Below are 22,710 nucleotides of genomic sequence, written 5' to 3' on the forward strand. Positions count from 1 at the left end.
CGCGTAGCCTCGGCGCATGAGCGTTTTCGACGTGAAGATCGATGCCCTGGGCGGGGGCCCGGCCGACCTCGCGCGCTACCGGGGCCGCGCCCTGCTGGTGGTCAACGTGGCCTCCCGATGCGGGCTGACCCCGCAGTACGCCGGACTGCAGGCCCTCGCCGACACCTACGCCGACCGAGGGCTGACCGTGCTCGGGGTGCCGTGCAACCAGTTCGCCGGCCAGGAGCCGGGCACGGCCGCCGAGATCGAGGAGTTCTGCCAGGTCAACTACGGAGTCACCTTCCCGCTGACGGAGAAGGTCGACGTCAACGGGCCGGACCGCCACCCGCTCTACGCCGAACTGGTGTCCACCCCGGACGCCGAGGGACACACCGGGGACATCCGGTGGAACTTCGAGAAGTTCCTGGTGGCGCCGGACGGCAGCGTGGCGGACCGGTTCGCCCCGCAGGTCACCCCGGACTCCCCCGAGCTGCGCGCGGCGATCGAGAAGGTGCTGCCCGGCTGAGTCCTCCCACCGGCAGGTGCAGCTTGGCCAGCGGCGACCGGGCCGGGCGGGTGCCAGCCCCACGCCGAGATGGTGACCTGGGCCGAGAAGATCCCCACGGGTGCGGGCCCGGGACGCGCCCCGGGCCCGCCGGTCACCGGTCCGCGCGGGCGGCGCGGACCGGTGACCGGATCAGCCCGCCGCGGAGCGGAAGACCGGGTAGTAGCCGCCGGACTGGCCCGCCGCCGTCGGGTGGTACGAGACGGTGAGGTTGAGGTAGTTCAACGCGTGCAGCCACTTCTCCCCGTAGCTGCACAACTGGTGGCCGACGAAGATCGAGCGCACGTCGGCGAACGTGAAGCCGGCCGCGCTGGCCGCCGACCGGGTGATGTCGTCGACCAGGTTGATGCCCTCGTTGATCTTCGCGCGGGAGGTCGCGCTGAGCCCGACGCAGACCGTGCCGAGCTGGTAGAAGACCGGGTAGCCGACGACCACCACCCGGGCCGAGGGCGACCGGCTCCGGATGCCGTTGTAGACGTTGGCGAGCTTGCCCGGCAGCTCGGTCCGGGCCTTGTTCTCGGCCGCCTGCACGGCCGACACGCACTGGCTCTCCCCCTGCAGCACGCAGGTGCTCATGATGCTGGAGAAGCCGACGTCGTTGCCACCCACCGTCACGCTGACCAACGTGGTGGTCGAGGAGAGCGCGGCGAGCTGACTGTTGATGACGGTGGCCGTGGTGGCGCCCGAGCAGGCCACCGAGCGGTACGAGGCGGGCTTGATGTTGGTGTTGTAGAGCGCGGGGTACGCGTTGGTGCTGCGCATGCAGGACCCGCTCTCGGAGGTGTAGCTGTCGGCGCCGACGCCCGAGGCGTACGAGTCGCCGAGCGCGACGTACCGGTCGGTGGCGGCGGCCTGCGCCGGGGCGGCCAGCGTCAGGACGGCCCCGAGGGACGAGGCCAGGGTCAGGGCGAGGGTGGCAAGACGGGATCTCCGCACGTCGCACTCCTGGGGGGTGGAGGAAGTGGTGGTGCGAGATAGATATCAATAAGATCGGGAGCTGGGGAAGATCATTGATTCGCGGAGGATGCCGATAGATACTAATGGATACAAACCTCTGCCGGCCCGCAGCTACGCGGTGAAGGATTCCGCCACTACTGTCCGTTAGCGATCGCCCGTCCTTCGTGCGCGGACCCCAGCCGGCGGACGCCGTTTCGCGGCATGTCGGCGTCTCACGCGCGCCGGACGCCCCACTTCGCGGCAAGTCGGGGTATCACGCACGGCCGCCGCCCCACTTCGCGGCAAGTCGGCGTGTGAGGGCACGGCGGACCACGACGCCCGGCGCGTCCCGGCGGGTCAGGTCCGGTCGGCCGGGACGGTGAGCCGCATCGTCGGCTCGGCGGTCTCCCGGAAGCCGAGCGAGCGGTAGAGCGGCCGACCTGCCTCCGACGCCCGCAGGTCGATCTTGCGCACGCCCCGTTCCCGGAACCAGTGCAGCAGGGCGGTCATGCAGGCCCGGGAGTGGCCGCGCCGGCGGTGGGCGGGATCGGTGCTGACGTTGAAGACGTACCCGCAGAGGCCGCTCGGGTTGGCTGGTCCGCCGAGCCGGCGCTCGATCGTGCCCACGGCGCAGGCCGCCAGCCCGCCCGCCGGCGCGTCGACGACGAACGCGGCCAGCCACGGTTCCGGCCCGGCCAGCCAGTCTCGCAGGTTGTCCCGGGCCAGGTCCTGCCATGCCCCCGGCTCCGGGTCCGAGCCGGCCATCGCGGCGAGCATCAGCCCGCGCAGGCGAACCAGTTCCGTGGCGTCCTCCGGGGTGGCCCGGCGAGCGTCGACCATGGACCGCACGATAGCGACCGGCCGTGCCACGCCCACGAGGCGGGCGGCACAGCAGGCAGATCGGGCGACGGCCGCGCCACGCCCACGGAGCGGGCGGGACGGCAGGTCAGATCGGGCGGCGGCCGGCGAAGCCACACTCGGCGCGGTGGTACCAGCGGACGTCCTCGTCCCCCTCCAGCCAGCACCAGAGCACCGCCCGGCCGGCCCGCTCGCCGGGGAAGTCCAGCAGCAGCGGCGCGATCCCCTTGACCTGGATGCCGTGCTGGTGCAGCTCCTCCAGCACCGCGTGCAGCCGCGCCTCGATCGCCTTCACCTCGGCCCGGCCGCCGAGCACGCTGACCCCGTGGTCGGCCAGGTCGGCGCGGAGTTCGGCGAGGTCGGCGCGGAGCCGGATCAGCTCCTCGACGCGCGGCCGCAGGGTGGCCACCAGGTGTCGCGCCTGGGCGAGTGTGAACACCGCGCCAGTATGCGGCACGCCGGGTGGTCGGCTCCGCCGGCGGCACCGGGTCGACCGTCAGGACGGCATCCGTTCCGCCTCCTGCACGTAGGTTTCCGCGCGGCCGGCGCCGAGCCGTTCGAGTTCGTCCAGCACGCCGCGCACGGCGTCGCTGCCGACCAGCACGGTGACCTGTAGCCGGGCCAGCAGGGGTTGCTCCTGCCAGTACCCGCGCGGAAGCAGGCGGCGCTCCGGTTCGCTCGTGGCGGCGGCGGTGTCGGTGACGATGACCGAGATCGCCCCGGCGCGCAGCAGGGCGTCGCGCAGTTCGCCGGTGTTCGTCACCCGGTTCGGCTCCAGCAGCGCGCTGACCAGCCTGGTCCGGGCCCCGGGCTGGGGTGGGGCCGGCGGGCCGGCCCGGTCGGCCGCGGGCCCGGGCCGCCGCTGCGGGCCGCCGGGTGCGACCAGGCTGGTCACCCCGCCCAGGTGGTACGCGTCGGCGCCCTGCTGCGCCTGGTCCAGGCGCTCCTGGGTGTCGGCGGGCGCGCGGAGCCCGACCAGCGCCTGGATCGCGGCGGCGATCAGCCAGGTCAGTACGAAGGAGAACGCCACCACGCACACGACGCCGACGAGCTGGTGCCAGAGCAGGGATCCGCCGCCACCGAGGAGCAGACCGTCCTTGCCGAGCGGGTTCACCCCGCTGTTGCCGAAGAACCCGAGCAGCAGGGTGCCGAGCATGCCGCCGACGAAGTGCACGGCGAGCACGTCCAGCGCGTCGTCCAGGCGCAGCAGGTACTTCAGCTTCAGCGCGAGGTGGCAGACCAGGCCGGCGAGCGCGCCGATCGCGACGGCGGAGAGCACGTTGACGTAGCCGGCGGTCGGGGTGACCGTGGCGAGACCGGCGACGGCGCCGGAGACCCCACCGACGACGGTGCTGTGCCCGTCGGTGACCCGTTCCAGCGCCAGCCAGACGAGCATGGCGGCGGCCGCGGCGAGATGGGTGTTGATCAGGGCCTGGGCGGCCACCCCGTTGGCCTGGAGGCCGTCGCCGCCGTTGAACCCGAACCAGCCGAACCAGAGGATGCCCGCCCCGACGATGGTCAACGGGATCGAGTTCGGCGGCGCCGCGGTGTGCGGCCAGTCCCGCCGCCGGCCGACGACCAGCAGCACGGCCAGGACGGCGGCGCCGGCGCTGGCGTGGACGACCAGGCCGCCGGCCCAGTCCTGGGTGCCGAACCGGGCCAGCCAGCCGTCCGGGTGCCAGAGCCAGTGCGCCACCGGCGCGTACACCACGATGGACCAGACGGCGAGGAACAGCACCCAGCCGGCGAACCTCAGCCGGCCCGCGGTGGCGCCGGTGACCAGCGCGGGCGTGATCACCGCGAACATCATCTGGAACGCCACGAACGCCAGCGTCGGGATGGTGATGCGCCCGTCGACCACGTGCAGGTTGGGGGCGGGCGGCACCTTCAGGCCGGTCAGGCCGAACAGCTCCAGGTTGCCGAAGAGGCCGCTGCCGGCGTCGTCGCCGAAGGCGATGGTGTAGCCGACCAGCACCCAGGTCAGGCTCACCACACCCAGCGCGATCATGTTCTGTTGCAGCATCGCGAGGACGTTGCGGGTACGGACCATGCCGCCGTAGAAGGCGGCGAGGCCGGGCGTCATGAACAGGACCAGGCCGGCGCAGACCAGCACCCAGGCCGTGTCACCCGCGCTCAGAGTGGACACCAACTACCCCTCTCTTCCCGGGCGCTCGACGGAGCGCCGGACGGCGGACACGACGGTGTCCTTGACCCGTTCGTGGTTGGGCACCGGCGCGAAGTGCCGGTCGGGCAGCAGCAACAGCCAGGTGGCGATGTTGAACGGTCCGGTCAGCACCGGGATGCCCAGCGGGGTGAGCATGGTGGTCAGCGCCATCTGCACGACCAGCGTCAGCGCGATGCCGAACAGGGTGTAGACCGTCGCCAGCGGGCCGGGGCGGTGGGCCACCGCACCCACCACGATCGCGGTCAGCACCGCGTTGAAGGCGAACAGCCCCTTGTCCAGCGACGCGCCGTCGGCGCCGAACCAGAGCGCCAGCAGGGTCGCGCCGACGCTGCCGATGACCGCGAACAGCGCCGACCACCGGGAGTTGATCAGCAGGGCGACGAGGATGAGCAGGCCGGTGACCCAGCTCTCGATCAGGTAGATCTGGGACACGCCGTGCAGGAAGCTCGGCACCAGCCCCCAGTCGAAGGTGCCGCCGGTCGACGACCCCTCGCCGGGGAACTTCGGGGTCAGCTTCGTCAGCACGGTGAAGCGGTCGAACTGGTACGCCGCCATCAGCAGGAACCAGGTGGTGAGCACGAACGGGAACGTGTAGGCGGTCAGGTTCCAGCGTTTGAAGACCGCGTTCAGCGCGAGCGTGACCACCACGGTCGCCGCCGCGCCGAGCACGAGGTAGAGCCACATCAGCGGGCGTTTGTCGAGGAACGTCGGCACCGCGAGTCCGGTCAGCAGCGGGCTGAAGCCGAACAGCCCCTTGCGCCAGCTGGCCAGGTCGACCCGGAGCGCCAACGCGGTCGCGGTGCCCACGACCAGCCCGAGCACGCCGCCGCCGAAGACCCGGGGCTGCCGCTCTCGACCGCTCCCCAGGCGAGTCCGGCGAGGATGAGCAGGCCGCTCAGTGGGTTGTTCTGGAGCACCACCTGTGCGGCGCCGCGCAGGCAGGCGTCGACGAATCCGACCAGGGGGTTCCGGTCGGCCAGGTGGTGCCAGCCTCGTCCGATGTCGGCCATCTCGATGCCCTCGGTCTCAACGCCAACTGAAGACCGGCGGGAAGGTGCAGCCGGTCACCTCTTCGCGGGCGGCCACGCAGAACGCGCGTACCGCGGCCCGGACCGGCTCGGTCTCCTGGCCGAGCACCTTGAACACCAGGCCGGCGTCGTTGGGCAGCCGGCTGACGGCGCTGGCCAGCGGCGTCACCTCGTCCCACACCGGCGTCGCGGTCCGGGCGTACACCCGGGCGGCCCGGTCCGGGTCGGTGAGCAGCACGGCGGTGCCGTAGACGTGGAAGCGGTCCATCATCCCGATCCGGGAGACCGGGAACCGGCCGGGAGTGATCACGAACTTCTCCACGAACAGGCGCCGGCCGTCGGGCCGCTCCGCCCGGACCGTGGCGGAGAAGAGGTCGTACGCGAAGATCTCGCCGTCGCGGTAGTACTTGCGACCGGGCTGGAGCACCTCGGCGTAGAGCATGGTCGCGCTCTCCGGCAGCCGTACCCGGGTGTCGGAGACGAACCGGCTGCGCCGGAACGGGATCACCGGCTCGGGCAGGAACTCCAGGTAGGCGTCCTCGGCCAGGGTGAAGCTCTGGCTCTGCGTGCCGTAGTTGGCGTCCATCTCCTGGATCTTGGTGGCGGCCTGGGTGACCAGGTGGGCCTGCGCGCCGGGCCCCAGGTCGACGTCCATCCGCAGCCGGTCGCCCTGGAGCACGCCCCCGGAGGTGGTCAGGATCATGACGCACGGCAGGTCCGGCATCTCCTGGTCCCAGTAGAGCGCCCCCTGCACCAGCAGCGGCGACTGCCGGTAGACGTCGCGGAGGATGGTCCGCTCACCGCGCCGCTGGAAACCCAGCCGCAGCACGCCGACCTTGCCGTTCGACGCGGCGGGCAACTGGGCCGGCTGGTCCTGGTACGAGGCCAGTTCCCGGACGGTGTCCAGAGAGGTCATGCGGGCACGGCCCGACCTCCCGCGCGGTGCTCGCCGCGACCGGGGCGTTCGCCATGGGAAGCACTCAACGCGCCGGGGCCCACCGGCGCCGCGACAATCGCCGCGACCAGGACGACCGGCGCCGACACTCCGCAGCCGGGCCGACCGGCGCCGCGGCACTCCGCGGCCGGGCTGATTGGCGCCGCGGCACTTCCCGGCCGGACTGACGGGCGCCGCGACACTGCGCGGCCGGGCCCCGGCGGGGCCCATCCCGGCCGGGTCCGGACGGCCGTGGGCTCAGTCGGCCTGGGCGGCGAGTTCGCGGGCCCGGTCCCGGGCCGCTTCCAGGGCCGCCAGCATGGCCGCGCGTACGCCGTGGTTCTCCAGCTCACGGATGGCGGAGATGGTGGTGCCGGCCGGCGAGGTGACCGCCTCGCGCAGCTTGACCGGGTGCTCGCCGGAGTCGCGCAGCATCACCGCCGAGCCGATCGCGGTCTGCACGATCAACTCGTGCGCCACCTGACGCGGCAGGCCGAGCAGGATGCCCGCGTCGATCATGGCCTCGACCAGGAGGTAGAAGTAGGCCGGGCCGGAGCCGGAGAGCGCGGTCACCGCGTCCTGCTGGGACTCGGGCACCCGGAGGGTGGCGCCGAGCGGCTTGAACATCTCCTCGGCCAGGGCCAGGTGCGCGCCGGTGGCGTACGCCCCCGGGGAGATCGCGCTCATCGCCTGGTCGACCAGGGCCGGGGTGTTGGTCATCACCCGGACCACCGGGGTGCCCTCGGGCAGCCGGCGGTTGAAGAAGGCGGTGGGCAGGCCGGCGCAGAGCGAGATGACCAGCTTGTCGGCCGGCACCTTGGGGCCGATCTCGTCCAGCAGCGCCCCGGCGTCCTGCGGCTTCACCGAGACGGCGAGCACCTCCGCCTCGTCCACCGCGGTGAGGTTGTCCACCACCCGGACGCCGTAGCGGGCGGTCAGCTCCTCGGCGCGGGCCGGCCGCCGGGCGGTGGCGAGCAGCCGCTCGACCGGCCAGCCGGAGCGGAGCAGCCCGGAGAGCATCAGCTCACCGATCTTGCCCGCGCCGATCACCGCGACCGTGTGCACCTCGGGTGCCATGACGCCGTACCCCTCTCGCCGTGCGGCGGGGCGCGGCGGCCCGCTCCGGGTCCGCCGCGCCACCGGCCGTCGCTCAGCTGCCGAAGAAGACCTCGGCCTCGGCGTACCGCTCCAGCGGCACGGTCTTCAGCTCCCGGGTGGCCTCCGCGAGCGGGACCCGCACGATGTCGGTGCTCTGCATCGCGACCATCTTGCCCCAGTCGCCCTCGTGGGCGGCGTCGATGGCCTGCAGGCCCAGCCGGGTGGCCAGCACCCGGTCGAACGCGGTGGGCGTGCCGCCGCGCTGGATGTGGCCGAGCACCACGGTGCGGGCCTCTTTGCCGGTCTTCGCCTCCAGCTGCTCGGCGAGCCACTGGCCGATGCCGCCGAGGCGGACGTGGCCGAACGCGTCGAGCTCCTGGTTGTGCAGCACCATCTGGCCCTCCATCGGCTGGGCGCCCTCGGCGACCACCACGATCGGGGCGTACTGGTGCTGGAAGCGCTTCTCGACGTAGCCGGCGACCTGCTCGACGTCGAACTGCCGCTCCGGCAGCAGGATCACGTTGGCGCCACCGGCGAGGCCGGCGTGCAGGGCGATCCAGCCGGCGTGCCGGCCCATCACCTCGACCACCAGGGTGCGGTGGTGGCTCTCGGCCGTGGTGTGCAGCCGGTCGATCGCCTCCATCGCGATGTTGACCGCGGTGTCGAAGCCGAAGGTGTAGTCGGTGGCGCCCAGATCGTTGTCGATCGTCTTCGGCACGCCGATCACGTGCACGCCCAGCTCGTGGAGCTTGGTGGCCACGCCGAGGGTGTCCTCGCCGCCGATCGCGATCAGGGCGTCCACGCCCTGCGCGGCGAGGTTCTCCTTGATCCGCTCGACGCCGTTCTCAATCTTGAAGGGGTTGGTCCGGGACGAGCCGAGGATGGTGCCGCCGCGCGGCAGGATCCCGCGCACCTCCGCGATGCCCAGCGGCTTGGACAGGCCCTCCAGCGGGCCCTTCCAGCCGTCCCGGAAGCCCACGAACTCGTGACCGTAGGTGGCGACGCCCTTGCGGACGACCGCCCGAATCACCGCGTTGAGACCTGGGCAGTCGCCGCCGCCGGTGAGCACGCCGATACGCATGATCTGCTCATCCTCCTGGAGCATCAGGTGAAGCCCGGATAAGCCCCAGGATATGTGTCAGGTCAGACCATCGGCGCCGTTGCCGGCCCGGGGCGGGCCGTCACTGCGCACTGTAGTCGGCGCCGGGGTCCGCCGACACCGCGCCCCGGCCCGCGGCGCGCCCATCGGACGGCTACCGGTCAGTAGCCGACCTCGCGGTTCTCGCCCGGCTGGGGCGGCCGCCCGGTCACCGCCGCCCGGGCGAGGCCGACCAGGGTGACCATCGCGCCGCCCGGCGAGTCCCAGTACTCGGCCGTGCCGGCGTGCACCTTGAGCAGGGTGAGCCCGGGGGTGTCGGGGCCGTCCGGGAACCAGGTCCGCAGCAGCGGGTGCCACAGCCGCTCGGCGCGGTCGCGGTCCCACTCCTCGGCGGCGGTGCCGGCCACCGACACCCAGGCGTGCTGCCGCTGGTCGGAGAAGCCGACATTGACCTGCGGGTTCACCCGGATCTGACGGATCTTGGCCGAGTTGGCGTAGGTGAAGAACCAGAGGTCACCGTCGAACTCCGCCGCCTGCAGCCCCATCGGGCGACTGACCAGCCGCCCGTCCACGGCCGTGGTGGTCAGCAGGCAGATGCGGGCGTCCCGGATGAGTTCGGTGACCCGGTGGCGGGCGTCCTCGACGCCGGTCGCTCGGTTGCTCATGGCGGCTCTCCCTCGGCTCGACTTGATCTCGACCCGTGCCCAGGACAGAACCGGTCAAACCTGCCGACAGGTCACCGCGCGGTCATGGCCCGCCAGCGGGCCAGGTTGTGCCGGGCGTCGACCAGCGCGTCGTGCCGGTCCGCCTCGGCCTCAGGCAGCCGCGGCCGGCCCCGGTCGTCCCAGAGCTGGCGCAGCTCCTTGGTGAACCGCGGGATCTCCCGGGGCAGCGCCGGCATCGCCCCCCACAGCTGCGCCAGCACCACGTGGTCGTACGCGGCGTACCAGGCCCAGAGTTCCAGTTGCTCGCCCGGCCGGTCCCGGACCGGGGCCATGAGGAACTCGTGGAGGTCGTCGCGGATCCGCTCCCGGGACCGCCAGGCCCGGTCGGCCGGCGAGGGGAGCTTGTCGAGGACGTTGCGGCGCACCCAGGGCACCGCCCGGGAGTCGTCGAACTCGGTGGAGACCGCGTAGAACTCGCGGCCGTGCTCGTCGACGACGCCGATCGACACCAGGTCGACGATCCGGCCGTCCTCGATGAACTCGCAGTCGTAGAAATAGCGGTAGACCATCCCCACCATCCTCGCCCACCGCCGCCGCCCGCCCGCCGCCGGGGCGTCCGTCGAGGTCATCGGCCCAGCGCCGAGGGCCCGCGCAGGGTCACGGAAGTGTTTCCAGGGGTGTACAGCAAGCGACCGGACCGTCATGATCTGATGTGTACCGCTACCGGACGCCGAACCGGTTCTGATGCCTCGTACCGGGGATGACAGGTTCACCCGGTGTGCGAGTTGGGGTCCTTGACCGGGGAGGGGTTGGGCCGTGGAGGTTCGCCTGCCGGAGCCGGGTGACGCGCTCACGGGCGTGGAGATGTTCGCCGGGCTCGAGCCGGAGGTGCGGCAGCGGGTCATCGCCGCGGCCGTGCCGCGTACGTACCGCAAGGGTCAGTTGCTCTTCGTGGAGAACGACCCCGGCGAGTCGCTGATCGTGCTGCGGCGGGGCGCCGTGGCCGTGTTCCGCACCGCGCCGACCGGCGAACGCGCCGTGCTGTCGGTGATCCGCCCGCCGGACGTGCTGGGCGAGGTGTCCCTGCTGGACGCCTCCACCCGCTCGGCGTCCGCCGAGGCGATCGAGGACTGCACCGCGCTCGCGCTGTCCCGCCCCGCCTTCATGGAGCTGGTGCACTCCAACCCGCGCATCCTCGACGCGGTGATGCGCTCGCTCGGCCAGCTGATCCGCCGGCTCACCGAGCAGAACGCCGACCACGTCTTCCTCGACCTGCCCGGCCGGGTGGCCAAGACGCTGGTCCGGCTGGCCGGCGAGAGCCAGGCCCCGATGATCACGATCGAGCTCAACCAGAGCCAGCTCGCCGAGATGGCCGGCGGTTCCCGGCAGAGCGTCAACCAGGCGATCGGCTCGTTCGCCAGCCGGGGCTGGCTGCGTACCGAGGGCCGCCGGATCGTGGTGACCGATGTGGCCGCGCTGCGCCGCCGCGCCGGGATGAACGACCGCTGAACGCACGACCCGGCCGGTGAACGCGCGACCCGGCCGGTGAACGCACGACCCGGCCGGTGAACGCACGACGCGGCCGGGGCGTCGAACGCCACGGCCGCGTCGTCGGGCTCACCCGCGCGCTGTCACGGGGTGGTGCTGGTCGGCCCCGCCCAGTTGGTGGTGGTGCCGGTCGGGCCGGCCCAGTCGGTGCCGTCCTTGCCGCCGCCACCGAACCCCTCGCTGACGATGCCCTCGGCCTGGAGGGAGGCCAGGGTGGCCGCGTCCACGTCGACGGACTCGCCCGCCGTGTGCGGCACTCCGTCGGCGTCGGTCCAGTCGCTCTCCAGCTTCACGTACACCATGGTGTCCCCCTTGATCGCGGTCGTCGTCGTCCCGGCGGCATGAATGTAGTCCGCGTACCGCCGCACTGACTGCCCGGACGAGTGTCCACAAGCCAACAGCCCGGTACCTGACAGTCCCGCCAGCCGCGATACTCACCGGAGAGACGCCGCGGGGGGTGGCGTCCCGGCCGGGCCCGGCCGGAAGATCAGTGGAGGCTGTCATCTCCGCCCTGTGTGACCGTTGTGGACGTACCGCCGCCGACGGCGACCGCTTCTGTGGGGGCTGCGGCGCGGAGCTGGGTGCCGTCTGCCCGCACTGCCTGCGCCCGCTCGCCGCCGACGTGACGTTCTGCACCTCGTGCGGGGCGCCCCGGACCGGCGCCAAGCAGCCGGTGCCGGCGCCGCAGGAGGACCGCCGCCGGGTCAGCGTGCTCTTCGTCGACCTGATCGACTTCACCCCGTACGTCGAGCGGGCCGACCCAGAGCAGGTCCGCGGCATGCAGACCGGCTTCTTCTCCGCCGCCCGCCGGGTCGTCGGGCAGTACGGCGGGGTCGTCGAGAAGTACATCGGGGACGCGGTGATGGCGCTCTTCGGCGCCCCGGTGGCCACCGAGACCGACGCGCTGCGCTGCGTACGGGCCGGGCTGGAGTTGCAGCGGGTGCTCACCCGCTTCGCCCCGACCGGCCACGACGAGCTGCGCTTCCGGGTCGGCGTGGCGACCGGCGAGGCGCTGGTGGACGTGGCCGCGGCCCGCGACGGCGGGCAGGCGATCGTGGCCGGCGACGTGGTCAACACCGCCTCCCGGATGCAGTCGGTGGCCCCGCCCGGCGGGGTGCTGGTCTGCGGCGCCACCCACGCGCTGACCAAGGACGCCATCCGCTACGAGGAGCAGCCCCCGATCACCCTGCGCGGGCGCTCCACCCCCACCGAGGTCTGGCTCGCCCTCGCCCCGGTCCGTCGCCAGCCCACCGAGCGGGAGCCCGACACCACACCGCTGATCGACCGCGAGCACGAGCTGGGCATGCTGGTCAACGCCCTGCACCGGTCACTGCGGGACCGCCTGCCGCAGGTGGTCACCGTGTTCGGCCGGGCCGGCCTGGGCAAGAGCCGGCTGGTACGCGAGCTGCACCGGCACGCCGAGCGGCTGGTCGACGAGCCGCTCACCTGGCGTACCGGGCGGTGCCCGCCGTTCGGGGAGAACGTCACCTTCGCCGCGCTGGCCGACATCGTGAAGACCGAGGCGGGCATCCTCGACACCGACCCGGCGTCCGCCGCGGCGCAGCGGCTCACCAGCGCGGTCGCCGAACTGGTCGGCACCGCGGAACGGGACCGGGTGGTCGACGCGCTGCGCCCCCTGGTCGGGCTGGCCGGGCCCGCCCTGCCGGCCGAGGAGGCCGAGTCGGCCTGGCGGCGCTTCCTGCTCGCCCTCGCCGCCCGGCGCCCCACCGTGCTGGTCTTCGAGGACCTGCACTGGGCCGACGACGCGATGCTCCGCTTCGTCGACCTGCTCGGCGCCGCCGCCCGGGACGCGCCGCTGCTGCTGCTCTGCACCGCCCGCCCGGAGCTGGTCGACCGCGACCCGACCTGGGCGGGGACGATCACCGGCTCGGTGACCATCACCCTGCCGCCGCTGCGGGACACCGGCATCGCGGCGCTCTACGCGCACATGTTCGGCCAGGCCGCGTTCCCCGCCGAGATGCTCACCCCGCTGGTCGAGGTGGCCGGCGGCAATCCGCTCTACGCCCACGAGTACGTCCGGATGCTCATCGAGCAGGGCGCGCTGCGCCAGTCCGGCCGCGGCTGGTCGCTGGAGAAGCACCTCGACCTGCCGATGCCGGAGAGCGTGCACGCGGTCATCGCCAACCGGGTCGACCTGCTCGACGCGAAGGACCGGGCCGTGCTGCTGGCCGCCTCGGCGGTGGGCGTGCAGTTCTGGCCGGGCGCGGTGGCCGCCGCGCTGGGCCAGCAGGTGGAGTCGGTGGAGCGGGCGCTGCGCCGGCTGGAGCAGCGCGACTTCGTGCACGAGCAGGCGGCGTCCACGATGGCCGGGCAGCCGGAGTTCCGGTTCCGGCACGTACTGGTCCGGGACGTCTGCTACCAGCGGTTGCCGCGTACCGAGCGGGTGGCCCGGCACGAGCGGACCGCGGACTGGCTGGACGCGCTGTCGGAGAGCCGGGACACCGACCTGGCTGAGGTACTCGCGCACCACCGGTGGGCCGCCCACGAGATCGCCCGCACCCTCGGCCTGGACACCCACCGCTACGCCGGTCCGGCACGCGCCGCGCTGCACCGGGCCGCCCGGCGGGCGTACGCCCTGCACGGGCTGGACGCGGCCGCCGCGCACGCCGGCCGGGCGTTGGGCCTGGCCGACGACAGCGACCCGGTCGGCCGGCTGCAACTGGAGCTGCTGAGCACGGAGATCTCGTTCTACCGGGACGGCAACGGCTTCCTCTCCGGCGGCGGGCCGGAGCAGCTGCACGCGCTCGCCGGCCGGCTGCTCGCGCACGGTGACGACGCCTGCGCGGCCCGGGCCTGGACACTGCTCGGCCAGGCCGCCTGGCTGCGCGCCGACCACGCCGCCGCGGTGGCCTGCCTGGACCGGGCGGTCGCCCTGTTCGAGCCGCTGCCGGACAGCGCCCAGAAGGCGGACGCGTACGCGGAGCTGGGCCGGCTGCACATGCTCAACTACGAGCGGGACGCGGCGGTCGTCGCGGCCGAGGCGGCGGCCGGGATCGGGGCGCGGCTCGGGCTGGTCGAGGTCAACGTCAGCGCCCGGATCACCGCGGCCACCGCCCGCTACCAGTCGGGCGACCGGTCCGGCCTGGACGAGCTGCACGCGCTGGTCGAGTCGAGCCGCGCCCAGCAGTTGCTCGCGCTGCCCCGGGCCCTGCAGAACCTGGCGTACGCGGTCCGCGAGGAGGGCGACTGGCTGCGCTCGGACGCGCTGCTGTCCACCGCGCCGGCGGCCCGGGGCAGCGGGCAGACCCTGGCCACCAGCTACTCCGGCGAGGCGATGCGGGCCTACTTCGACGGCGACTTCGGCCGGCTGATCGCCGCCGCCGACGCGTTTCTGGACACCCCGACCGGGGGCTGGGACATGCAGGTCCGGGGCCTGCGCTCGTGCCTGCTGGTGCTGCGCGGGCAGCTGGTACCGCCGGCGCCCCGGCCGGCGCCGACCCAGCGTGGCGACGCCGCGCCGGAGTCGCCCCGGCACCGCGACGACGTGGCCGCCGCGCTGGACAGCGCCCGACGCAGCGGCTTCCACCGGCCGCGCTGGACCATGCTCGGCATGGCCGCGCTCTGCCGGGCGTTGCAGGGCCGGGCCGACGAGGCCGCCGAGCTGATCGACGAGCTGGCCGACGCGTGGTCGGCGGTGCCGGCGCTGGCCAGCGGCGAGTGGATCGCCGCGGCGGCGTACGCGGCCGCTCTGGCCGGCCGGGACGCGGCGGTGCGGGTCCGCGCCATGCTGGACCGGATCGAGCACCGCACGCCCTGGTCGGAGGCGGCGCTGCGGACCGTGACCGGGGCGGTGGCCGCGGCCGACGGCGACCACCGGCGGGCCGGCGAGCTGCACCTGGCCGGCGCCGAGATCTACGCCCGGATTCCGGACGTCACCGACCGGATGCTGGCGCTCGCCCTCGCGGCGGGCGAGTTGGAGCTGGCCGGCGACACCGCGGCCGCCGCGCCGCTGGCCGAGGTACGCGCCTTCGCCCAGCGCAACGAGGCGCCCGGCCTGCTCGCCCTGGCCCGCCGCCCGGTGCCGGACACCGGCCCCGCCGTCGCCTGCTGACCCGCCCGGCCGGCCCGCCCGGGCGGAAGGTGGTCGGGCGGAAGGTGGTCGGACGGTAGGCACGCTCTCCCGCAAATCGGCCCTACCCGGCGCGGGATGGGGCCGGTTCGCCGCAATCCGCGCCCCACGCCCGGGACACCCCGGCGCCCGGACGGGCGGCGGAGGGCGGGGGCGGGGGCGGACGGGGCGGGGGTCAGGCGGGGACGGGTTGGCGGGGGGTGGCCTTCACCTTCTGGGCGTACGTGTCGACGTACTCGCGGCCGGAGAGCTCCATCAGCTCGTACATGATCTCGTCGGTCACGGCCCGCTCGACGAACCGGTCGCCGGACAGCCCGGCGTACCGGGAGAAGTCCAGGGGCCGGCCGAAGCGGATCCGCACCCGGCCGAGGTTGGGGATGAGCTGCCCGGTGGGCTGGATGGCGTCCGAGTTGAGCATCGCCATCGGCACCACCGGGGCGCCGCTCTCCAGCGCGAGCCGGGCCACCCCGGTCTTGCCCCGGTAGAGCCGGCCGTCGGGCGAGCGGGTGCCCTCCGGGTAGATGCCGGCGATGCCCCCGGCCCGCAGCACCCTGAGCTGGGTGTCCAGCGCGGCGCGGGCGGCCCGGCCGCCGGAGCGGTCGACCGGGATGGTCCCGGAGCCGACGAAGAACATCCTGGTCAGCCAGCCCTTGAGGCCCTTACCGGTGAAGTACTCCGCCTTTGCGATGAATGTGACTTTTCGCTTGACGATGAGCGGCGTGAAGATCGAGTCCGAGAACGAGAGGTGGTTGCTGGCCAGGATGACCGGGCCGGACTCCGGCACGTGCTCGAGCCCGTCGACCTGCGGGCGGAAGATCAGCCGCAGCAGCGGGCCGAGGATGATGTACTTCAGCAGCCAGTACAGCACCGGGGTCCTTCCGCAGCCGGGAACGGTGACGCCCGGGCCGCCGGGACCCCCGGTGCGGGCCGCCGGGCCACGCCCGGACCGTGCCCGGGGCGCCGTCGGCGAGCGGGACTGTCGGGGAGAAGCCTACGAACCGGGAGCGGCACGCCACAACGCACTCCCGGAACCGGGTCCCGACGTGTCACGATTCAAAGCACGACCACCTCGGGTCGTGGCGGGGCGTCGGGCCGGCCCTCATCCGGTCCGGGAACATCGCCCGCCGGGCCGAGGTTGTCGCAGGCGTATCGAGCGCCGGAGCGGACGCACGACGGTGCGGCGAGGGAGGGTGTCCGGTGTCAGCGGGTGGGGCACGCCGGGGGCGGCGGGACAACGGGCTCGACGCGGCCGAGTACGCGGTCGCGGGCGACGTCGACCCGCGCGTCGGCGAGCACCTGCTCGACGTGCTGGCCGCCGGCGGCATCGCCGCGTACCTCCAGCCCTCCGCCGACCTCAACCCGGTCACCCGCACCACCACGGTGCCGCCCCGCCCGGTCGACCGGCTCTACGTCGACCGCTCGCACCTGACCACCGCCCGGGACTACCTCACCCAGCTGGCCGACGAGGGGGGCCGGGAGCCCGCCCGCGACGACGAGCCGGACATCGAGGCCGAGTGGGCGCGGATCGTCGCCGGCTTCCACACCACCCCGGCGGCCGGCAGCCATCCGTGGCCCGCCGCCGAGGACGTCGACGACGACGATGACCCGGTCGACCCGGCCGGGCCGGGCCCGGGCGCCGGCGGCCGCGCCGAGGAGACCGCCGGCCCGACCGCGACCGACGTGCGCCGCCTGCCGTACGCGGCGGACATCTCCGGCGTGTCGCTCGGCCGGGGCCAGGCCGACGAGCCGTCGCTGCTGGACGGGCTGGACACCTTCGGGGCGGACCTGCCGGGCGGGGAGGATGACCACTACACCCCGCCGCCACCGCCGCCGCTGCCCCGCTTCTCCAAGTACGCCGTGGTCGGGGTGCTCTGCATCGTCCTCGGCTTCCTGCTCTTCCTCTCCCCCGCCCTGCTGTCGGTGGTGGACCCGTCGCTGGTGACCCTGTTCGGCTTCACCGGCATCCTGGCCGGGTTCGTGATGCTGATCTGGCGGCTGCGCCCCGGCGACCCGGAGGACCACGACCCGGACGACGGCGCGGTCGTCTGACCGCCGCCCGGATCGCGGGACGCCCGCGCCCCCGGCCGATCGCGTAACAGGGGTGTAACTTACGGTCAGTAGGAATACCGCTGTCCGTCACATCCCGCACCGGCTGTCCGGATCGCTCCTCGCCGCGTCGGCCGGTCCCCCCTGCTGATCGGAACGCCCGAGATGCGACAGAGCCCCCTCGTGGTGGTGGCCAACCGGCTGCCCATCGACGACAGTGTGGCGCCGGACGGCGCCTTCGAGTGGCGCCGCAGCCCCGGTGGCCTGGTCAGCGCCCTGCACCCGCTGCTGCGGCACACCCCGGCCACCTGGGTCGGCTGGGCGGGCGGCACCGGCCCGGCGCCGCACCTGCCCGCCGTGGACGGGGTGCGGATGCACGCCGTGCCGCTCAGCGGCGAGGACCTGCGCGACCACTACGAGGGCTTCGCCAACGCCACCCTGTGGCCGCTCTACCACGACGCCGTCGAGCAGCCCGAATACCACCGCCGCTGGTGGGAGGCGTACCAGCGGGTCAACCAGCGGTTCGCCGCGGCCGCCGCCGAGGTGGCCGAGCCGGGCGGCCTGGTCTGGGTGCAGGACTACCACCTCCAGCTGGTGCCGGGGCTGCTCCGCGACCTCCGCCCCGACCTGCGGATCGGCTTCTTCCTGCACGTGCCGTTCCCGCCGCCGGAGCTGTTCATGCAGCTCCCCCGCCGGGCCGAGCTGCTGCGCGGGATGCTCGGCGCCGACCTGATCGGCTTCCAGCGGGCCCAGGCCGCGCACAACTTCGCCCAGCTCGTGACGAAGGTGCTGGAGCTGCCGGCCACCGACCGGCGGATCGGGGTCGGCGACCGGGTGGTGCGGATCGGCGCGTTCCCGGTCTCCATCGACACCGCCGAGATGGCCGCGCTGGCCACCCGGCCCGAGGTCGCCGAGCGGGCCCGCCGGCTGCGCCAGGACCTCGGCGACCCGGAGCACGTCATCCTCAGCGTCGACCGGATGGACTACACCAAGGGCATCGAGCAGCGGCTCAAGGCGTACCGGGAGCTGCTGGCCAGCGGGGACGTGAAGATCCCGGGCACCGTGCTGATCCAGGTGGCGGTGCCGAGCCGGGAACGGGTCGGCCAGTACCAGATCCTGCGGGAGCGGGTGGAACACCAGGTCGGCCGGATCAACGGCGAGTTCGGTCGGGTGGGCGAGCCGGCCATCCACTACCTGAGCCAGCCCTTCGACCGGGCCGAGCTGGTCGCCCTCTACCGGATCGCCGACGTGATGGCGGTGACCCCGCTGCGCGACGGGATGAACCTGGTGGCCAAGGAGTACGTGGCCGCCCGGGTGGACGACACCGGGGCGCTGCTGCTGTCCGAGTTCGCCGGGGCCGCCGCCGAGCTGGAGCAGGCGTACCTGGTCAACCCGCACGACCTGGAGGGGCTCAAGCAGGCGCTGCTGGCCGCGCTGCGGGCCACCCCGGAGGACGTCTCGGCCCGGATGCGGGCGATGCGGGCGCACCTGCACCACCACGACATCCACGCCTGGGCCCGGTCGTACCTGCGGGCGCTGGACCACACCGGCTCGCTGCTCAGCCGGCTCGCGACCGTCGACTGACCGCGCGCCGGCGGTCAGCCCGCCGCCGGCGCCGGGTCCTTCTCCAGCCAGTCCAGGATCGCGTCGATCGGCTCCCGCCAGCGGGCGTCGAGCATCAGGTCGTGCCCCATCCCGGGGAAGAGCAGCGGCGCGGAGGCGTACCGGCGGGCGGCCCGGGTCAGCGCGGCCGGCGGCACCACCCGGTCGTCCGGGCTGCCCAGCACCAGCACCGGCGGGCGGCCCACCGCCGGCTCGGGCCCCGGGCCGGTGAGCAGCTGCCACTGCGCCCGCCGGCTGGCCCGGCCCAGGCGGGCGGCGTACCGGCGGGCGTCGGCGTCGGGCAGCTCCCGGCTGAACAGCTGCCGGCGGTTCAGCCGCAGGCCGGCCCCGAGGACCGCGGGCAGGGTGCCGAGCGGGTTGCGGCGCAGCGCCGTGCCGAACGTCGCCCAGTCGCCGAGCACCGGCGCCACCAGCACCGCGGCCCGGGCCGGGTAGCGGGCCAGGGCGTGCGCGACGACCCGGGCGCCGGCGCCGTGCCCCACCAGCACCGCCTGCCGCGGCAGGCCCGCGGCCACCTGGACCACATCATGGGTGTACGACCGCAGCGTCGCGCCCGGCGCCGGCTCGCTGCCGCCGTGCCCGCGCAGGCTCACCGCGTACGCCGGGAAGCCGCGGGACGCGGCGTGCTCCAGCCAGTGCTCGGCGAAGGCCCACGCGCCGTGCCCGAAGCCGGGCACGAAGAGCAGCGGCGGTTTCGCCTGCTCCAGCGGGGGCAGCGCGGAGAGCACCTCGCGGCGGGCGGCGCGCTCCGGGCGGGCCCACTCCCAGGCCCGGACGACCCGGACCCGCTCGGCGCTCACTGCGCCGCTCCCTCGGTCACGACCGTGGCACGCACCCGGGTCACTTGCCCTCCAGCTCGTACAGGGCGCGCTGGAGCGCGCGCAGGTAGTCGGCGTGCCCGACCTCGAACCAGTGCCGGGTGCTGTCCTTGACCTTCCCCGAGTAGCGCTCGCCGACGCCGGCGGTGACCCGGCGGGCGAACGCGCCGGCCCGCTCCGGCCGGCTGGTGCGCAGCGCGAGCAGCCGGGCGAAGAGCACGCTCTGCCAGTGCGCGATGGGGAAGATGCCGGAGTCGGGCTGGACCAGGCCGACCACGGCCAGGGTGGGGTGGCCGGCGGCGAACGCGTTCAGCCAGAGCCGGGGCCGCCCGGTGCCCTCCTCGTCGCCGAGCACGCCGCCGCCCAGGAACTCGAAGCGCGGCAGGTAGCCGGTGGCGAAGACGACCAGCTCGGGGTCGATCTCCCGGCCGTCGGTCAGCTCCACCGTTCGGTCGTGGAACCGGGCCACGTCCGGCACCGGGGTGATCTCCCCGTGCCCGACGTAGTAGACGAGCTGGCTGTTGGCGATCGGGTGGGTCTCGTAGACGCGGTGGTCCGGCTTGGGCAGACCGAACCGGGTCAGGTCGCCGACGGTGAGCCGCAGCGTCCAGTGGTAGAGCCACTGCCGTACCCGCAGCGGCACGCGCAGCGCCAGCAGGGTGTCGTTGACCTGGTCGGCCGGGCGGCCGAAGACGTACTTCGGGGCGTACCAGTAGCCGCGGCGGGTGGAGTGCCAACAGCGGGAGGCCTGCTGGGCCGCCTCGACGGCGATGTCGCAGCCGGTGTTGCCGGCGCCGACCACCAGCACCCGCTTGCCGCGCAGCTGGGCCGGGTCCTTGTAGGACGAGGCGTGCATGACCTCGCCGCGGAACTGCTCCAGCCCCTCGTAGCGGGGCAGCTTGGGCGACCAGTTGTGCCCGTTGGCCAGCACCACCGCCGCGTAGCGCGAGGTGCGCTCGGGGCCGTACCCGCCGGTGCTGCGGGTGGTGACGTCCCAGCGGTCCCCCTCGACCGGCTCCACCCGGACCACCTCGGTGCCGAACCAGACGTGCTGGCGCAGGTCGAAGTGGTCGGCGTACCGCTCGAAGTAGGACAGCAGCTGGGCGTGGTGCGGGTAGTCCGGCCAGTCGTCCGGCATCGGGAAGTCGGGGAACTGGGTGAACGGCCGGGACGAGATGAGGTGCGTGCTGGCGTACACCGGGCTGCGGTCGTGCCGCCAGTTCCAGGCCCCACCGACGCCGGTCTCCCGCTCGTAGCAGTCCACGCCGAAGCCGTGTTCGCGGAGGTTCTTCACGGCGGTGAGGCCGCTGGCGCCGGCGCCGATCACGCAGACGGTGTCGCCCCGGTCGGAGACCGGGCGGCCGTCGCGGGTCAGGGCGACCGCCGAGTCCGGGTCGGGGCGGCCGAGGTCGGTGGAGGAGGGCACCGGGGGACATCTCCTTTGTGCGGCACGCGGGCCGGGTCGGTGCGAAATCCTGCCGAGAATGCCCGCCGTTGTCCAGCCCCGCCCGCGCCCGGCGGGGCGGGGCTCAGCCGGCGGCGGGCAGCAGCAGGTCGACCAGGATCGGGAAGTGGTCGCTGGCCCGCCGGGTACGCGGGGTGTCCAGCACGTCGTAGTCGACGACCGTGACGCGCGGGTCGACGAAGAGCCCGTCGATGCGGTGACGGGGGTTCGCGCAGGAGTAGGTGTGCCGGTCGGCCCGGTCCATCGCCACCGCCGCGTCGGTCAGCCCTTCGGCGAGCGTCCGCCAGGCCGGCCCGTCCGGCCCCTCGTTCAGGTCGGCGCCGGCCACCACCGGCAGCGTCGCGGCGGCCAGTTCCCGCTTGAACGCGGCGGCCTGCGCCGGCCGCTCCGCCGGGTCGGTGGACAGGTGCGAGCCGGCCAGCAGGAACCGGCTCCCGCCGACCCGGCACTCGGCGTACGCGGCCCCGCGCAGGTGCCGGCCGGGAGTCAGCGGGTAGCGCTGGCAGCGGGTGCCGGTGACCCGGACCCGGAGGCTGGTGAGCAGCACGTTGCCCAGCGACGGCAGCCCGCCGGCGGCCACCACGAGGCCGAACGAGTCGGCCAGCGTGGCGGTCTTCTGCCGCCACCGGAACCGCCGGGGGCCCTCCTGCACGATGACCACGTCGGGCGTGGCGGCCCGGACCACCTCGGCCAGCGCGGCCGTGTCGTCCCGCTGGCTGTGGATGTTGTACGACACCACCCGCAGCGGCACGCCCCCGCCGGGCACCTCAGATCCGCCGGGCGAGGTCGGCGGCGCCGATCACGCCGGCGGTGTTGCCCAGCTCGGCCGGGCGTACCTCGGCCACGGGCAGCCGGCTGCGCTGGGCCAGGGCGTCGGTGTACGACCGGCGGGTGGGGCCGAGCAGCAGCTCACCGGCGTCGATCACGCCGCCGCCGACCACCAGCACCTGCGGGTCGAGGATCTGTGCCATGTCCGCGAGGCTGGTGCCCAGCCAGCGGCCGACCTGGGCGAACGCTTCGGTCGAGACGGGGTCGCCGCCCTTGGCCGCGGCGGTCACCATCGGGCCGGTGACCGCCTCGGCCTCGCCGCCGGCCAGCTCGAGCAGGGCGACGGCGCGGTGCGGCTCCTGGCGGGCGGCGGCGCGGGCGAACCGGACCAGGGCGCTGCCGCTGGCGTACTGCTCGATGCAGCCCAGCCGGCCGCAGCCGCACTGGTGCCCGTCGGGCACGGTGAGCATGTGGCCCAGCTCGGCCGCGATGCCGTTGGCGCCCCGCAGCAGCTCACCGCCGAGCACGATGCCGCCGCCGACCCCGGTGCCGATGGTGAACATGACCATCGAGTCGTCGGCGTGCCGGGCGGCGCCGTAGCGGAACTCCGCCCAGGCGGCCACGTTCGCGTCGTTCTCCACGACCACCGGCAGGCCGGTGGCGTTGCTGACGTACGCGCGCAGCGGCTCGTCCCGCCACGCCAGGTTGGGGGCGAAGAGCACGGTGGACCGGGAGGCGTCGATCCAGCCGGCCGCGCCGATCCCGACCGCCTCGACCGTACGGCCGGTGGCCAGTTCGGCGACCACCTCGATGATGACGTCCCGGGTCTTGGCCACGTCGTCGGCGGGGGTGTCCCGTCGCGTCTGCACGAGCACTGTGCCGGTGTCGTCCACGACACCGCCGGCCACCTTCGTGCCACCGACGTCGACTCCGATGGTCAGCGTCACCGCTGCCAACTCCCCTCTGCTGTGCTGCCCGACGTCGGCCGGACCGGCCGTGCGACGT

22 protein-coding genes are annotated in these 22,710 nt (G+C 74.0%); 5 read left to right on the top strand and 17 right to left on the bottom strand.

The annotated features are described in order from the left end of the window. Positions 1-16: 16 nt before the first annotated feature. Complete coding sequence (locus tag ACIBPB_RS09335; RefSeq protein WP_396839077.1) at positions 17-505, top strand: glutathione peroxidase; 489 nt, start codon at positions 17-19, stop codon at positions 503-505. Positions 506-676: 171 nt separating this feature from the next. On the opposite strand, the gene ACIBPB_RS09340 is transcribed toward ACIBPB_RS09335, so the two are convergent. The 11 genes from ACIBPB_RS09340 to ACIBPB_RS09390 all read right to left on the bottom strand — a co-directional run bounded on the left by ACIBPB_RS09340 (position 677) and on the right by ACIBPB_RS09390 (position 9,916). Beyond that, positions 677-1,480 (bottom strand): SGNH/GDSL hydrolase family protein, encoded by an 804-nt coding sequence (locus tag ACIBPB_RS09340; protein WP_396839078.1) that lies wholly within the window; start codon positions 1,478-1,480, stop codon positions 677-679. A gap of 357 nt (positions 1,481-1,837) precedes the next feature. Further along, positions 1,838-2,320 (bottom strand): GNAT family N-acetyltransferase, encoded by a 483-nt coding sequence (locus tag ACIBPB_RS09345; protein WP_396839079.1) that lies wholly within the window; start codon positions 2,318-2,320, stop codon positions 1,838-1,840. Positions 2,321-2,426: 106 nt separating this feature from the next. Then, positions 2,427-2,777 (bottom strand): DUF2203 domain-containing protein, encoded by a 351-nt coding sequence (locus ACIBPB_RS09350; RefSeq protein WP_357316215.1) that lies wholly within the window; start codon positions 2,775-2,777, stop codon positions 2,427-2,429. 57 nt (positions 2,778-2,834) lie between these two features. Next, positions 2,835-4,484 carry an ammonium transporter gene (locus ACIBPB_RS09355; RefSeq protein WP_396839080.1) on the bottom strand — a complete coding sequence of 550 codons (1,650 nt, stop codon included), beginning with the start codon at positions 4,482-4,484 and terminating at the stop codon, positions 2,835-2,837. A gap of 3 nt (positions 4,485-4,487) precedes the next feature. After that, positions 4,488-5,345, bottom strand: coding sequence for an urea transporter (locus tag ACIBPB_RS09360; RefSeq protein WP_396839082.1), 858 nt, complete (start codon positions 5,343-5,345; stop codon positions 4,488-4,490). Continuing rightward, positions 5,249-5,533 carry an urea transporter gene (locus ACIBPB_RS09365; protein WP_396839083.1) on the bottom strand — a complete coding sequence of 95 codons (285 nt, stop codon included), beginning with the start codon at positions 5,531-5,533 and terminating at the stop codon, positions 5,249-5,251. The genes ACIBPB_RS09360 and ACIBPB_RS09365 overlap by 97 nt, the downstream gene beginning before the upstream one ends. A gap of 16 nt (positions 5,534-5,549) precedes the next feature. After that, a complete protein-coding gene (locus tag ACIBPB_RS09370) occupies positions 5,550-6,467 on the bottom strand; it encodes an urease accessory protein UreD (protein ID WP_357316226.1) in 918 nt (305 codons plus the stop codon). Between the two features lie 276 nt (positions 6,468-6,743). Then, positions 6,744-7,562: a pyrroline-5-carboxylate reductase gene (gene proC, locus ACIBPB_RS09375; RefSeq protein ID WP_357316248.1), complete on the bottom strand. Its 819-nt coding sequence runs from the start codon at positions 7,560-7,562 to the stop codon at positions 6,744-6,746. A 73-nt stretch (positions 7,563-7,635) separates the two neighbouring features. Beyond that, the gene (locus ACIBPB_RS09380) at positions 7,636-8,664 is read right to left on the bottom strand and encodes a 6-phosphofructokinase (RefSeq protein WP_357316594.1); all 1,029 of its coding nucleotides are present in this window, start codon (positions 8,662-8,664) and stop codon (positions 7,636-7,638) included. Positions 8,665-8,843: 179 nt separating this feature from the next. Continuing rightward, positions 8,844-9,347 (bottom strand): pyridoxamine 5'-phosphate oxidase family protein, encoded by a 504-nt coding sequence (locus tag ACIBPB_RS09385; RefSeq protein WP_396839086.1) that lies wholly within the window; start codon positions 9,345-9,347, stop codon positions 8,844-8,846. A 71-nt stretch (positions 9,348-9,418) separates the two neighbouring features. Then, entirely contained in the window at positions 9,419-9,916 is a 498-nt protein-coding gene (locus ACIBPB_RS09390; protein WP_396839087.1) for a polyadenylate-specific 3'-exoribonuclease AS, read from the bottom strand. Between the two features lie 247 nt (positions 9,917-10,163). Here ACIBPB_RS09390 and ACIBPB_RS09395 point away from each other — a divergent pair, with 247 nt between their 5' ends. Beyond that, the gene (locus tag ACIBPB_RS09395; RefSeq protein WP_046571116.1) at positions 10,164-10,856 is read left to right on the top strand and encodes a Crp/Fnr family transcriptional regulator; all 693 of its coding nucleotides are present in this window, start codon (positions 10,164-10,166) and stop codon (positions 10,854-10,856) included. 122 nt (positions 10,857-10,978) lie between these two features. On the opposite strand, the gene ACIBPB_RS09400 is transcribed toward ACIBPB_RS09395, so the two are convergent. Continuing rightward, a complete protein-coding gene (locus ACIBPB_RS09400) occupies positions 10,979-11,197 on the bottom strand; it encodes a hypothetical protein (protein ID WP_396839088.1) in 219 nt (72 codons plus the stop codon). Positions 11,198-11,385: 188 nt separating this feature from the next. On the opposite strand from ACIBPB_RS09400, the gene ACIBPB_RS09405 reads away from it, so the two are divergent. Continuing rightward, complete coding sequence (locus tag ACIBPB_RS09405) at positions 11,386-14,967, top strand: ATP-binding protein (RefSeq protein ID WP_396839089.1); 3,582 nt, start codon at positions 11,386-11,388, stop codon at positions 14,965-14,967. 193 nt (positions 14,968-15,160) lie between these two features. On the opposite strand, the gene ACIBPB_RS09410 is transcribed toward ACIBPB_RS09405, so the two are convergent. Next, positions 15,161-15,853 (bottom strand): lysophospholipid acyltransferase family protein, encoded by a 693-nt coding sequence (locus ACIBPB_RS09410; protein ID WP_357316266.1) that lies wholly within the window; start codon positions 15,851-15,853, stop codon positions 15,161-15,163. Positions 15,854-16,182: 329 nt separating this feature from the next. Here ACIBPB_RS09410 and ACIBPB_RS09415 point away from each other — a divergent pair, with 329 nt between their 5' ends. Then, a complete protein-coding gene (locus tag ACIBPB_RS09415) occupies positions 16,183-17,034 on the top strand; it encodes a DUF308 domain-containing protein (protein ID WP_396839090.1) in 852 nt (283 codons plus the stop codon). A gap of 162 nt (positions 17,035-17,196) precedes the next feature. Beyond that, positions 17,197-18,615, top strand: a complete 1,419-nt coding sequence (locus ACIBPB_RS09420) for a trehalose-6-phosphate synthase (RefSeq protein WP_396839091.1) — start codon at positions 17,197-17,199, stop codon at positions 18,613-18,615. A 14-nt stretch (positions 18,616-18,629) separates the two neighbouring features. Here the strand turns inward: ACIBPB_RS09420 and ACIBPB_RS09425 are convergent, their stop codons facing one another. From ACIBPB_RS09425 to ACIBPB_RS09440, 4 genes are all read right to left on the bottom strand, one after another. Further along, a complete protein-coding gene (locus ACIBPB_RS09425) occupies positions 18,630-19,454 on the bottom strand; it encodes an alpha/beta fold hydrolase (protein WP_357316276.1) in 825 nt (274 codons plus the stop codon). A gap of 40 nt (positions 19,455-19,494) precedes the next feature. Then, positions 19,495-20,898 carry an NAD(P)-binding domain-containing protein gene (locus tag ACIBPB_RS09430; protein ID WP_357316279.1) on the bottom strand — a complete coding sequence of 468 codons (1,404 nt, stop codon included), beginning with the start codon at positions 20,896-20,898 and terminating at the stop codon, positions 19,495-19,497. 103 nt (positions 20,899-21,001) lie between these two features. Beyond that, positions 21,002-21,703 (bottom strand): endonuclease/exonuclease/phosphatase family protein, encoded by a 702-nt coding sequence (locus ACIBPB_RS09435; protein ID WP_396839092.1) that lies wholly within the window; start codon positions 21,701-21,703, stop codon positions 21,002-21,004. 1 nt (position 21,704) lies between these two features. Next, entirely contained in the window at positions 21,705-22,652 is a 948-nt protein-coding gene (locus ACIBPB_RS09440; protein ID WP_357316287.1) for an ROK family glucokinase, read from the bottom strand. Positions 22,653-22,710 lie beyond the last annotated feature (58 nt).

Source organism: Micromonospora sp. NPDC049836, assembly GCF_044465125.1.
GTDB lineage: Bacteria > Actinomycetota > Actinomycetes > Mycobacteriales > Micromonosporaceae > Micromonospora.

Bases quoted from the DNA above. Each gene is read 5' to 3' on its own strand.
- ACIBPB_RS09335 (WP_396839077.1), top strand. From the start codon at position 17: ATGAGCGTTTTCGACGTGAAGATCGATGCCCTGGGCGGGGGCCCGGCC.
- ACIBPB_RS09345 (WP_396839079.1), bottom strand. From the start codon at position 2,320: ATGGTCGACGCTCGCCGGGCCACCCCGGAGGACGCCACGGAACTGGTT.
- ACIBPB_RS09365 (WP_396839083.1), bottom strand. From the start codon at position 5,533: ATGGCCGACATCGGACGAGGCTGGCACCACCTGGCCGACCGGAACCCC.
- ACIBPB_RS09370 (WP_357316226.1), bottom strand. From the start codon at position 6,467: ATGACCTCTCTGGACACCGTCCGGGAACTGGCCTCGTACCAGGACCAG.
- proC (WP_357316248.1), bottom strand. From the start codon at position 7,562: ATGGCACCCGAGGTGCACACGGTCGCGGTGATCGGCGCGGGCAAGATC.
- ACIBPB_RS09380 (WP_357316594.1), bottom strand. From the start codon at position 8,664: ATGCGTATCGGCGTGCTCACCGGCGGCGGCGACTGCCCAGGTCTCAAC.
- ACIBPB_RS09385 (WP_396839086.1), bottom strand. From the start codon at position 9,347: ATGAGCAACCGAGCGACCGGCGTCGAGGACGCCCGCCACCGGGTCACC.
- ACIBPB_RS09390 (WP_396839087.1), bottom strand. From the start codon at position 9,916: ATGGTCTACCGCTATTTCTACGACTGCGAGTTCATCGAGGACGGCCGG.
- ACIBPB_RS09400 (WP_396839088.1), bottom strand. From the start codon at position 11,197: ATGGTGTACGTGAAGCTGGAGAGCGACTGGACCGACGCCGACGGAGTG.
- ACIBPB_RS09420 (WP_396839091.1), top strand. From the start codon at position 17,197: ATGCGACAGAGCCCCCTCGTGGTGGTGGCCAACCGGCTGCCCATCGAC.